9 protein-coding genes are annotated in these 12068 nt (G+C 69.8%); all 9 read right to left on the bottom strand.

Annotated features, from left to right (window positions below):
* Positions 1–192: 192 nt before the first annotated feature.
* Positions 193–1359, bottom strand: a complete 1167-nt coding sequence (locus ACRWK8_RS02845; RefSeq protein WP_378740614.1) for an MraY family glycosyltransferase — start codon at positions 1357–1359, stop codon at positions 193–195.
* A gap of 12 nt (positions 1360–1371) precedes the next feature.
* Positions 1372–2169, bottom strand: coding sequence for an L-threonylcarbamoyladenylate synthase (locus tag ACRWK8_RS02850; protein WP_431868124.1), 798 nt, complete (start codon positions 2167–2169; stop codon positions 1372–1374).
* Between the two features lie 86 nt (positions 2170–2255).
* Positions 2256–3119: a peptide chain release factor N(5)-glutamine methyltransferase gene (gene prmC, locus ACRWK8_RS02855; protein WP_378740618.1), complete on the bottom strand. Its 864-nt coding sequence runs from the start codon at positions 3117–3119 to the stop codon at positions 2256–2258.
* On the bottom strand, positions 3116–4183 hold the full coding sequence (prfA, locus tag ACRWK8_RS02860) for a peptide chain release factor 1 (protein ID WP_378740620.1): 1068 nt from the start codon (positions 4181–4183) through the stop codon (positions 3116–3118). The genes prmC and prfA overlap by 4 nt, the downstream gene beginning before the upstream one ends.
* Positions 4184–4302: 119 nt before the next feature.
* Entirely contained in the window at positions 4303–4512 is a 210-nt protein-coding gene (gene rpmE / locus ACRWK8_RS02865; RefSeq protein WP_378740622.1) for a 50S ribosomal protein L31, read from the bottom strand.
* A gap of 198 nt (positions 4513–4710) precedes the next feature.
* Positions 4711–6537 (bottom strand): L-lactate permease, encoded by a 1827-nt coding sequence (locus ACRWK8_RS02870; protein ID WP_431868127.1) that lies wholly within the window; start codon positions 6535–6537, stop codon positions 4711–4713.
* A gap of 215 nt (positions 6538–6752) precedes the next feature.
* Positions 6753–8756: a transcription termination factor Rho gene (gene rho / locus ACRWK8_RS02875; RefSeq protein ID WP_378740626.1), complete on the bottom strand. Its 2004-nt coding sequence runs from the start codon at positions 8754–8756 to the stop codon at positions 6753–6755.
* 438 nt (positions 8757–9194) lie between these two features.
* Positions 9195–10133 (bottom strand): homoserine kinase, encoded by a 939-nt coding sequence (gene thrB / locus ACRWK8_RS02880; RefSeq protein ID WP_431868273.1) that lies wholly within the window; start codon positions 10131–10133, stop codon positions 9195–9197.
* Between the two features lie 491 nt (positions 10134–10624).
* Entirely contained in the window at positions 10625–11683 is a 1059-nt protein-coding gene (thrC, locus tag ACRWK8_RS02885) for a threonine synthase (RefSeq protein WP_378741026.1), read from the bottom strand.
* Between the last annotated feature and the right edge of the window lie 385 nt (positions 11684–12068).

The following is a 12068-nucleotide window of genomic DNA, read 5'->3' on the forward strand; positions in this document are numbered from 1 at the left end:
CTCGTGAAAGCTATCACAAGGTTTTTGGTGCCAAATCCAGGGTGCCCTTAACGCGGTCTTAACGCCTCGCGAAAGCACCGTTCCACGGCCACTTCGGCCCTTGTGTCACCTTGCCCACACTTGCCGCGAGCTTCACACCAGCGCACATTCCGAACGCACTGCGGGACCTCCGTCCCGAACGTGACGCCACGTTTATCCATCGGTTGACCGATGGTGATCCGCGCTCCTCGGGGCCCTGTTCCCCCGGTCCCAGGGCAGGAGTCCCCGACGGCGCAGACGCGGCAGCGCGATGAGACCGACCGCACACGTGGCCACCAGCACGGTGACCGTGAGGACGATGAACGCGGAGTCGAAGATGGACAGCGAGACGGCCGCGAAGGCGACGATCCCCGCCCACAGGTACATGAGCAGCACCGCGCGCGTGTGGGTGTGCCCCATGTCGAGGAGCCGGTGGTGGAGGTGGCCCCGGTCGGGCGCGAAGGGGGACTTTCCCGCCAGCGTCCTGCGCAGGACCGCCAGGACCAGGTCGGCCAGGGGGAGCGCGATCACCAGCAGTGGCAGCGCGATCGGCAGGAAGACGACCAGACCGGAGGAGTTGAACTCCTCCCGGGCGGTGTTGGCGTCGAACTGGCCGGTGACCGTGATGGTGATGGAGGTCAGCAGCAGGCCGAGCAGCATCGAGCCGGTGTCGCCCATGAACACGCGGGCCGGATGGAAGTTGTGGAAGAGGAAGCCCACGCAGGTCCCGGCCAGGATGATCGCGATCATCGCCGGATAGGACTGGCGGACGAAACCCTGCTCCACCGCGACCACGTAGTAGTAAGCGAAGAACGCCAGGGACGAGATTCCGACGATGCCCGCGGCGAGGCCGTCCAGGCCGTCCGCGAAGTTGACCGCGTTGATGGTCACCACGATGAGCAGGATGGAGATCATCGCCCCCAGCCAGGGCCCCAGCGACAGCTGGGTTCCGGGCAGCGGCAGCCACAGCAGCTGGACGCCCTGCCACACGAGGATGCCCGCCGCCGCGACCTGACCGGCCAGCTTGCTCAGGGCGTCCATCCCCCACCGGTCGTCGATGACGCCGATGACCGTGATGAGCCCGCCCGCCAGCAGCAGGCCGATCCACGTCTTGGCGACGAAGACGTTCTGGAGGTGCGGCAGCTGCGCGGAGATCAGCAGCGCCGCCGCGAACCCGCCGTAGATCGCCAGCCCGCCCAGCCGTGGGATGGGCTCGGTGTGCACGTCGCGGTCGCGCACGGGGGGCGCGGCGCCGAAGGCGATGGCCAGTCGGCGTACCAGCGGGACCAGCAGGTAGGTCACCGCGGCCGCGATGACGAAGGTGAGCGCGTACTCCCGCACTGCCTGATCCCTCTAGCTCTCGGAGCGGTCGGTGTCCCTGGACCCGGGGGTCTCTGGCTCGGCGGGCCCGGGCTCGGGCGCCTCCGGTGACTCGGGCTCCCCCGCGGCCTCCTCAGTGCCGGGTGCGCCCTCCTCCGCCTTCTTCGGCTTGGTGCGGCCCTTGCGCAGCTCCCCGATGACGGTGCCGCACACCGAGCGCAGCTGCTCGATGGAGATCGCGCCGGAGCGCAGCACGCGCGGGACGGCGTACGTGAGGTCGACGATCGTGGACGCCACCGGGCTCTCGGCCTCGCCGCCGTCCAGGTACACGGCGACGTCGTCACCGAGCTGCTCGATCGCCTCCTCCGCCGTGGTCGCGGCGGCCTGACCGGACTTGTTGGCGCTGCTCACCGCCATCGGACCTGTCTCCTTGAGCAGTTCCAGCGCCACCGGGTCCATCGGCATCCGCACGGCCACGGTGCCCTTGGTGTCGCCCAGGTCCCAGGAGAGGCTCGGGGTGGCGGTGCACACCAGGGTGAGCGGGCCGGGCCAGAACTCCTCCATGAGGTCCCGGCCGTGGTTGCCCAGGTCCTCGATGAGCGCGGAGGCGGCACGCATGGAGCCCACGAGGACCGGCGGCGGCATGTCCCGCCCACGGCCCTTGGCCTCCAGGAGTCCGGCCACCGCCTTCGGGCTGAAGGCGTCGGTACCGATGCCGTACACGGTGTCCGTGGGCAGCACCACGAGTTCGCCTCGGCGTACCGCGGACGCGGCGTCGGCGATGCCGTCCTTGCGGGCGGTCTCGTCCGCGCAGTCGTAGATGCGGCTCACCTGCGTCACCTCAATCTCGGTCGACCGGGCCTGGTTGCCGGTCCTGCGGTGGGGATGGGGGGTGTGGCTCTGCGGACACGGTGCCGCTAACCGTCGTCGTCGGCACGGCGCATGACCACGAAGCGGTCACGCCGGGCCATGTCCTTGCGGTTGAGGACGTCGCGCCAACCGCGGTCCTCGGGGAACAGCCGGGGGATGTCGATGCCCTGGCCGTCGTGGTGTTCGACCGCCATGGCGCCGCCGGGACGGAGGAGTCTGCGGCCGACCCCCTCCAGGTCGCGGATCATGTCCAGCCCGTCCTCGCCGGACCAGAGGGCGGGCGCCGGGTCGTAGTCGCGCACCTCGGGCGGGATCAGGCCCGCCTCGCTGGTGGGGACGTAGGGCGGGTTGCTGATGAGGAGGTCGACGCGGCCGTTGAGCTCGGGCAGGGCGGTGCGCATGTCGCCCTCGTGGGAGGTGACGCGGTCGGCGTGCCCGGTGGCCTCGATGTTGCGCCGGGTCCAGGTCAGGGCGCCGGGGTCGATCTCCACGGTGTGCACTCGGGAGCGGGGGACCTCCTGGGCGATGGAGATCGCGATGGCGCCGGAGCCGGAACCCAGGTCCACGACGAGGGGGTCGGCGACGTCCATGGAGCGCAGGGTCTCGATCGCCCAGTCCACCATGATCTCGGTCTCCGGCCGGGGCACGAAGACCCCCGGCCCCACCTGGAGTTCGAGGTACCGGAAGTAGGCGCGGCCGGTGATGTGCTGGAGGGGTTCGCGCGCCTCGCGGCGGGAGACGCACTCCCAGTAGCGCGCGTCGAAGTCGGCGTCGGCGACAGCGTGGAGTTCCCCTCGACGGACACCGTGCACGAACGCCGCGAGTTCCTCGGCGTCCGTACGGGGTGAGGCCACGCCCGCCTCAGCGAGCCTCAGTGTGGCGCGGGCGACCTCGTCGAGCAGGAAGTTCATGACTGGGCGGCTTCGAGCCTCTCCTTGGTGTCCGCGTCCACCAGGGCCTTGACGACCCCGTCCAGCTCCCCGTCGAGGACCTGGTCGAGGTTGTAGGCCTTGTAGCCGACGCGATGGTCGGAGATACGGTTCTCCGGGAAATTGTAGGTGCGCACGCGCTCGGAGCGGTCCACGGTGCGGACCTGGCTCTTGCGCTCGGCGGAGGCCTCGGCGTCCGCGCTGGCCTGGGCCTCGGCGAAGATGCGGGCGCGCAGGATGCGCATGGCCTGCTCCTTGTTCTGGAGCTGGCTCTTCTCGTTCTGGCAGGAGGCCACGATGCCGGTCGGCAGGTGGGTGATCCGGACGGCGGAGTCGGTGGTGTTGACGCTCTGTCCGCCGGGGCCGGAGGAACGGTAGACGTCGATGCGCAGATCGTTGTCGTTGATGACGATCTCGATCTCCTCGGCCTCGGGGACGACGAGGACGCCCGCGGCGGAGGTGTGGATGCGCCCCTGGGACTCGGTGACCGGGACGCGCTGGACCCGGTGGACGCCGCCCTCGAACTTGAGCATGGGCCACACGCCGGTGCCGGGCTCGGGGGTGCCCCTGTTCTTGAAGGCGATCGTGATGTCCTTGTAGCCGCCCAGGTCGGAGTGGGTGGCGTCGATGACCTCGGTCTTCCACCCCTGCCGCTCGGCGTAGCGCAGGTACATACGGACGAGGTCGCCCGCGAACAGGGCGGACTCCTCGCCGCCCTCGCCGGCCTTGACCTCCATGATGAGGTTCTTGTCGTCGGCGGGGTCGCGCGGGACGAGGAGGACGCGCAGGCGCTCGGTGAGGCGCTCGGCCTCCTCGGTCAGGCGGTCGGCCTCCTCCGCGAAGGAGGAGTCCTCGGCGGCCAGCTCACGGGCGGCGTCGATGTCGTTCTCGACCTCCTTGAGCTGACGGTAGGCCTCGATGATCGGGGTGAGCTGTGAGTAGCGCTTGCCCAGCGTGCGCGCCTTCGCCTGGTTGGCGTGCACCTCGGGGTCGGCGAGCTGCTGTTCCAGCTCGTAGTACTCCCCAAGGAGGTCGTCCAGCTTCACTTTCCCACGTTCCCGTCTGTCGCTCGCCCTGTCCGTCTCCCCCGTGCGGGGGACCGCCTGGATGCCCGGTGGTGCCGCCCTCTCCGGGGAGGAGCGGCGCCACCGGGCGACGGGCAGCGCTACTTGCGCTTGCCGAAGCGCTTCTCGAAGCGGGCGACACGGCCGCCGGTGTCGAGGATCTTCTGCTTGCCGGTGTAGAAGGGGTGGCACGCGGAGCACACGTCGGCGCGGATCTTGCCCTCGGAAACCGTGCTGCGCGTCACGAACTTGGCCCCGCAGGTGCAGGTCACCTCGGTCGGGACGTACTCGGGGTGGATGTCGGCCTGCATGTGTGTCTCCTTGCTAGTGCGCGACCGCCGGACGCATGACGACCGCACCACCGTCGGAGGTGGGGCGGTGTTCGTTGACCATGCGCGAACCGGTGCCGCGGCGATCCAGGGTAAGAGGGCGGCGTGCACTCCCCCTCGGGAGGACGGTCGTTCCCTGATACCAGTTTGCCAGACCATCAACCGTGCCGGGACCAGTACCTATTCCCGCCCCCCTTCCGACGCTCCCGGGGCCGGTGTCCGGACCGACGCGGACGCGCGGCGGTCGTGGCGCCACAGCCACAGCAGGGTGCCGGCGGTGGCCGCGAGGGTGAGGCAGAGCATGAGGAACCCCGCGTTGGCGCCCGGCCCGTGGATGAACAGGTACGCGAGCGACCCGGCCATGAGCAGGTAGTAGGTCAGCGGGAACACCGTCTGGCGGAGGATGTCGCCCTCCCGCCCGGCGAGGCCGACCACGGCGGAGGCGGCCACCACGTTGTGCACCGTGATCATGTTGCCCGCCGCGCCACCGGCCGCCTGGGCGGCGACGACGTTCTCGGGCGGGACCCCGATGCGTTCGGCGGTGGAGTGCTGGAACAGGGAGAACATCAGGTTGGAGACGGTGTTGGACCCGGCCACGAAGGCACCCAGGGCTCCGATCCAGGGGGCCAGCAGCGGCCACTGGTGCCCCCCGAGTTCGGCGGCTCCGGTGGCCAGGGTGAGGGGCATGCTCTCCAGGTCGGTCGTGCCGAACCCCGTGCCGGTGTTGATGAAGACCCGGACCAGCGGGACGGCGAAGAGCAGGGCCACGGCGGCTCCGGCCAGCTGGGATCCGGCCATCCGCCAGGAGTCGAGGATCTCCCGGGGCCGCATGCGGTGCAGCCCGTAGGTGACGAGGCAGATCAGGATGAACGTGGCCCCGGGTGAGTAGAGCGGGGCCACGGAGTCCCCGATCGAGGTGCCGAGGATGTCGGTGGCGCCCACGGTGACGCCGGACAGCCAGTCCTTGACCGGCTCGATGGTGCGGGTGGCCACGAGCAGGGCGGCGACCAGGAGGTAGGGGGCCCAGGCGTTGAGGAAGCCGACGCGGCGGCCGGTGTCGACCGCCTCGTCCGCACCGCCGGACTCGATCCGGCCGGTCCAGCGGGCCAGCCAGTCCTCCCGGGGCGGGAAGTCCCAGACCCGCTTCGGCATGAGGAAGCCGCGTCGGGCGGCGAGGACGACGATGACCAGGCCGGTGAGCCCGCCGAGGAGACTGGTGAACTCGACGCCGAGGAAGTAGTTGTACAGGAGCGAGGGGACGGTCAGGGCCAGCCCGCTGAAGAGGGCGAACCGCCACACTTCGAGACCGTCGGAGAAGCGCCGCCGGCCACCGTAGAAGCCGCAGAGCATGCAACAGATCAGCAGGGGGACGAGAGTCCCGGTGATCGAGTGCAGCAGGACGGTCTGGAAGCCGATCTCGGTCACGTACTCGGGGAAGCTCAGGCCGAGTTCGGAGGCGCGCGCCGCCACCCCTCCCCCGCCGTCCAGGCCGCCTCCGACGCCGACGAGGATCGGGGTGCCGACGGCCCCGAAGCTGACCGAGGTGCTCTGGATGACCATGCCGACCATGACGGCGGCCATGGCGGGGAAGCCGAGGGCGAGCATGAGGGGCGCGACGACGGCGGCGGGGGTGCCGAAGCCGGAGGCGCCCTCGATGAAGCTGCCGAACAGCCAGCCGATGATGATGGCCTGGATCCGCCGGTCCGGGCTGATGTCGGTGAACGTCCGTCGGATGGTGGCGACCGCCCCGCTCCTGGTGAGCGTGGAGAGCAGGAGCAGCGCGCCGAAGATGATGTAGAGCAGGCCCGCGGCGAGGATCAGGCCCTGGAGGGTGGAGGCGACGACGGTCGTCGGGTCGGTCCCCCAGACGAGGACGGCGATCGAGACCACGACCACGTACCCGGCGGGCATCGCGTACATGGCGGGGAGGCGGAATCCGACGAGCAGGACTCCGACGACCAGGATCGGGGTGAGCGCGAGAAGGCTGAGCAGGGCGAGGTTGTCCATCCAGGCGGCTCCCTGGTAGGGGGTGTGCACTCTGGCCCGCGTGACCCTACGTTCGCGGGCGACCACCCACCAGCCCCCTTGTGTGATCCGAGACACATAAGTGATCATCGGCTTCCGCACTCCGGAACACGCCGCCTCCGCGCCACCCCGGACACACGGAGGGCCCCCTCCCCGAACCGGGAAGGGGGCCCTCGTGAGACGGGCTCCGGAGCGGTCTACGAACGCTCGGGGCCCACCGTGGTCTTCTGGATCTGCATGAGGAACTCGGCGTTGCTCTTGGACTCCTTCATCTTGTCCAGGAGCAGCTCGATCGCCTGCTGCGTGTCCAGGGCGTGCAGCACCCGGCGGAGCTTCCAGACGACGTTCAGCTCCTCCGGCGACATCAGGATCTCCTCCTTACGGGTGCTGGAGGCGTCCACGTCCACGGCCGGGAAGATCCGCTTGTCCGCCAGGGACCGGTTGAGCTTGAGCTCCATGTTGCCGGTGCCCTTGAACTCCTCGAAGATCACCTCGTCGGCGCGCGAGCCGGTCTCGACCAGCGCGGTCGCCAGGATGGTCAGCGAGCCGCCGCCCTCGATGTTGCGGGCCGCACCGAAGAAGCGCTTCGGCGGGTAGAGGGCGGTGGAGTCCACACCACCGGACATGATGCGTCCGCTGGCGGGGGCGGCCAGGTTGTAGGCACGGCCCAGACGGGTGATGGAGTCGAGCAGGACGACCACGTCCATGCCCATCTCCACGAGCCGCTTGGCCCGCTCGATCGCCAGGTCGGCGACGACCGTGTGGTCCTCGGCCGGGCGGTCGAAGGTCGAGTGGATGACCTCGCCCTTGACCGTGCGCTGCATGTCGGTGACTTCCTCGGGACGTTCGTCCACGAGGATCACCATCAGGTAGCACTCGGGGTTGTTCTCGGTGATCGCGTTGGCGATCGACTGCATCACCATCGTCTTGCCCGCCTTGGGGGGCGAGACGATCAGACCGCGCTGGCCCTTACCGATGGGCGCGACGAGGTCGATGATGCGCGTGGTGAGGATGTTCGGCTCGGTCTCCAGGCGCAGACGCTCCTGGGGGTAGAGCGGAACCAGCTTGGAGAACTCCTGACGGCCACGGGCCTGGTCCGAGGACATGCCGTTGACCGAGTCCAGACGCACGAGGGCGTTGAACTTCTCGCGGCGCTCGCCGTCCTTGGGCTGGCGGACCGCACCGATGATGTGGTCGCCCTTGCGCAGACCGTGCTTGCGCACCTGGGCCAGCGAGACGTACACGTCGCTCTGCCCGGGCAGGTAGCCGGTGGTGCGGACGAAGGCGTAGTTGTCCAGGATGTCCAGGATGCCCGCGACCGGCAGCAGGACGTCGTCCTCACCGATGACCGGCTCCGGCTCCTGGCCGCCCCCGCGTCCGCCGCGACGGTCCCGGCGGTCCCGACGGCGCCCGCGGCGGCGGCCGCCACCGAAGTCGTCGTCGTCGTTGTTGTTCCCGCTGTTGCCGCGGCCGCCCTGGTTCTGGCCGCCACCGCCACCGCCGGTCTGCTGGCGTTCGGAGTTGTTGTTCGCGTTCTGGTCGTCGCCGCCGCGGTTGCGGTTGCGACGGTTGCGCTGGCGCTCGCGACCCTGCCCGGACCTGGTGTCACGGTCCTCGGAGTCGGGGCCGTTCTTCTGGGGGGTGCTGGATGTCTTGGTCACGCTGCTCGCGGAGGTAGAGGAGTCGGTGCCGTCCACCGAGCGGGTCTGGTCACCGGACTCGTCGCCGCGCCTGCGGGACGAGCGGCGGTTACGGGAGGGCTTTTCGCCCTTCCCACCCTGGGTCTCGGTCACGGCCTGGTCGGACGACCGCTCACCGGCGCTCTTGCGCGGTGCCTCGTCCGTGCCCGACTGGGCGGGAGACTGGGCTTCGGCCGGGCCGTCAGTTGGTTCGACCTTACCGGCCTTGGGGGCGGTGTCGGCTTTCTTTGCGGATTTGGCCGTCGTGGGTCCGCCGACGGGGCCGCCCTGCTTGGCCTCGATGGCGGCGATGACGTCACTCTTGCGCATGCGCCCCGTGCCGGTGATGCCCATGCTCGACGCGAGCTTCTGGAGCTCGGGGAGCTTCTGGGCGGAGAGCCCGGTACCGCGCGAGGCCGTGCGTGACCTCGCGGTCGTGGCTTCGCCGGCCTCCGAGGAGGCGTCGGCGCTCTTCTTGCTGTCGACCGCCGCGTCCGTTCGGAGTTCGGTGGTGTCGCTCACTAAGGGTCCTTCCCAAGGAGCGGGCTTCGGCCGTCAGCGGTTTGCTTGAGCGGCCGGCCCGGTGGTGCGAACCGGCAGGGGCCGGGTAGGGCGTGCCCCACGTGGATGTCGGAAACCGGCGAAGACGGTCCCCTACCCAATCGCGGCGGGCTCTGGGTACAGCCAGACGTCGGGGCGAGTGGCTCGGAGGTACTGCCTGTCTACCCTGAGGACACACTCGACCATGACGGAGGAGAGTACTCGGGAGACGTGGGCACAGCGGGAGATCCGCTGGATCGACACTTGGGCCACCGCTTCCAACAGGTCGAGAGATCGGACCGCCGGAGTATGAGACGCGGAAGCCGTTGTGGCGGATGAGCACACGCCCCGCAACGGGGCATCTGGTGCTTCACCAAGCCTAACATCACCAGAGGCCACGGCTATTCCTCGACACAGATGCTACGGATGGGGAGATGGGGTCCGCACCCCCACCGGCTCGATGTGCAGGGGGCGTATGTCCCAATCATTACCCGCCCGCAGGCGAATCGAATCAACCTGTCGGGTGATTTCCGGTGAATCCGCCCGCGCGTGTCCCTCCGAGACGGAACACAGGACGAGGACCGTGGGGCCCGCGCCGGAGACCACCGCCGGGAGTTTCTCGTGTTCACGCAGGTCACGGATGAGATCCAGGGTGCGCGGCATCGCCGGGGCCCGGTACGCCTCGTGTAGCCGATCCTCGGTGGCCGCGTACAGGGATTCGGTCTGGCCACAAACGGCCGCGGTCATCAGCGCGGCGCGCCCCGCGTTGAAGGCGGCGTCCGCGTGGGAGACGGACTCGGGCAGGAGTCCCCGCGCGCGCTCCGTGGACAGCCGCCACCCCGGCACGCACAGCACCGGCAGCACCCGGGGGTCCGGTGTCAACCGGGCCGCCCCCCAGGAGTCGCCGTCGCGGTAGGCGACCGTGTAGCCGCCGTGGACACACGGCGCCACGTTGTCCGGGTGGCCCTCGATGTCCGCCGCGACCTGGTAGATCCACTCCCGGTCCGGGCCGCCCCCGGGGCCCGACCGGCCCAGCAGCGCCGAGGCCGCCGCGACCCCGCCCACGATCGCGGACGACGAGGACCCCAGCCCGCGCGCGTGCGGAATCCCGTTCACACAGTGCAGGTCCATCCCGGGCAGCTTCTCCCCGGCCCGCTCGAAGGCCTCGCGCATGGCGCGGACCACGAGATGACGCCCGTCGAGCGGCACCTCACCCGCGCCCTCCCCCTCCACACGGATGTGGAGCTCGCCGTCCGTACGGAGCTCGACGTGGAACTCGTTGTACAACCGGACGGCCAGGCCGAGAGCGTCGAAGCCCGGCCCGAGGTTGGCACTGGTGGCCGGGGCCCGGACCGACAGGCGTGGTGGGGTCATGGTCTTTCCTTGGCTGTGGCGAGGGTGCGAGGTCAGGACTCACACCTGTGGCGGAGGAGTCGAGTGGGATGGATGGTTGTGGCTGGGGTTCAGACGTGTTTGCTTGGGGCCTCCGCTTCGCTTCGGCCCGTGTTCGGGCGCCCAAGAAGCCAGCTGTTCTTCATCCTCGTCCACGCCTGGCTCGTTCCTCGCTGGCGGCTTGACTCGTCTTGCAGAACCCTGGCGGCGCCCGAACGAGCACCCCCCTGTGGCGGAGGTGTACAGGCAGCACTCACGGCTGTGGTGGAGGCGTGTGGGCGGGACTCATGGCTGTGGCGAGGGGGTGCGGCACAGCTGCCCCGGACTCACCGGCGCTCGAACGGGCACCCCCCTGTGGCGGAGGCGTGTGGGCGGGACTCATGCCTGTGGCGAGGGTGTCGGGTCAGGACACTGGCTGTGGCCGAGGTGACCCGGTCCAGCGCTCCACTCGGTCGGGATCAGGCCAGGCTGAGGGCCTTGGCGGCGGCCAGGGCGTCCACGGGCACGGTGGTGGCGGAGGAGGCACCGGCCAGGGCCCAGTCCGGGTCCTTGAGGCCGTTTCCGGTCACCGTGCACACGATGCGGCTGCCCCTCGGGACCAGTCCGGCCTCGGCGGACTGGAGGAGTCCGGCCACGCTGGCGGCGGAGGCGAGTTCGACGAACACGCCCTCCTCGGCGGCGAGGAGCTTGTAGGCGGCCATGATCTGCCGGTCGGTGACCTTGTGGATGAGGCCGTCGGACTCGTCGCGGGCCTGCTCCGCGAGCTTCCAGGAGGCGGGGTTGCCGATCCGGATCGCGGTGGCGATGGTGCTCGGGCTGGTCACCGGGGCGCCGTCGACGATGGGTGCGGAGCCGCTGGCCTGGAAGCCGAACATGCGCGGGGCCTTGGAGGAGACGCCGTCCTTGGCGTACTCGGAGTAGCCCATCCAGTAGGCGGTGATGTTCCCGGCGTTGCCGACGGGGATGCAGTGGATGTCCGGGGCGTCTCCGAGGGCGTCCACGATCTCGAAGGCGGCGGTCTTCTGCCCCTGGAGGCGGTAGGGGTTGACCGAGTTCACCAGGGCGACCGGGTAGTCCACGCTGAGCTTGCGGGCCAGCTCCAGGCAGTCGTCGAAGTTCCCGTCGACCTGGAGGAGGCGGGCGCCGTGCACGAGGGCCTGGGCGAGCTTGCCCATGGCGATCTTGCCCTGGGGCACCAGCACGGCGCAGGTCATACCCGCACGGATGGCGTAGGCGGCGGCGCTCGCGCTGGTGTTGCCGGTGGAGGCGCAGATGACGGCCTTGGCGCCGTCCTCGGCGGCCTTGGTGATGGCCATGGTCATGCCCCGGTCCTTGAAGGAACCGGTGGGGTTGAGGCCCTCGACCTTGAGGAGGACCTCGCATCCGGTGAGCTCGGATACGCGCGTGGCGGGCAGCAGCGGAGTGCCGCCCTCCTGGAGGGTGACGACGGGGGTGTTCTCGTTGACGGGAAGGCGGTCGCGGTACTCCTCGACGATGCCTCGCCACGCCCGTGCCATGCTCACGACGGTGTCCCTTTCGGGTGGGTGTTGTTGACGCGCGGCCGGACCGGCGCGCGTGGGGATGCGGCGGGGCGTCGCGGAGGCGATCCGCCCCCACCAGCTACGAGTCTATGACCAAGCCCGAGTCGTCTTGCATCTCGGGATGACTTCTCACAATGTGGACATTCCGGCCCCGTGTGGCGTGGACACCTCCCCCTGGGGCGAGGAGGAAGGATCCACGGAACACGGCCCAGGCCGTGTTCTTGTGGATGCTTTCGCCGGTGGCGGCGGAGCCGCCATCGATGCGAGCGGCAGCCAGGCCATCTCTCGCAAGACGATGAGCGAAGGGCAGCCCGGGTTTGGCTGTCCGAGCTTCATCGGCGCCGCGAGAGGCAGCCTGGCA

The organism is Nocardiopsis eucommiae (assembly GCF_965344335.1).
Taxonomy (GTDB): domain Bacteria; phylum Actinomycetota; class Actinomycetes; order Streptosporangiales; family Streptosporangiaceae; genus Nocardiopsis; species Nocardiopsis eucommiae.

Bases quoted from the DNA above. Each gene is read 5' to 3' on its own strand.
- prmC (WP_378740618.1), bottom strand. From the start codon at position 3,119: ATGAACTTCCTGCTCGACGAGGTCGCCCGCGCCACACTGAGGCTCGCT.
- thrC (WP_378741026.1), bottom strand. From the start codon at position 11,683: ATGGCACGGGCGTGGCGAGGCATCGTCGAGGAGTACCGCGACCGCCTT.
- ACRWK8_RS02870 (WP_431868127.1), bottom strand. From the start codon at position 6,537: ATGGACAACCTCGCCCTGCTCAGCCTTCTCGCGCTCACCCCGATCCTG.
- rpmE (WP_378740622.1), bottom strand. From the start codon at position 4,512: ATGCAGGCCGACATCCACCCCGAGTACGTCCCGACCGAGGTGACCTGC.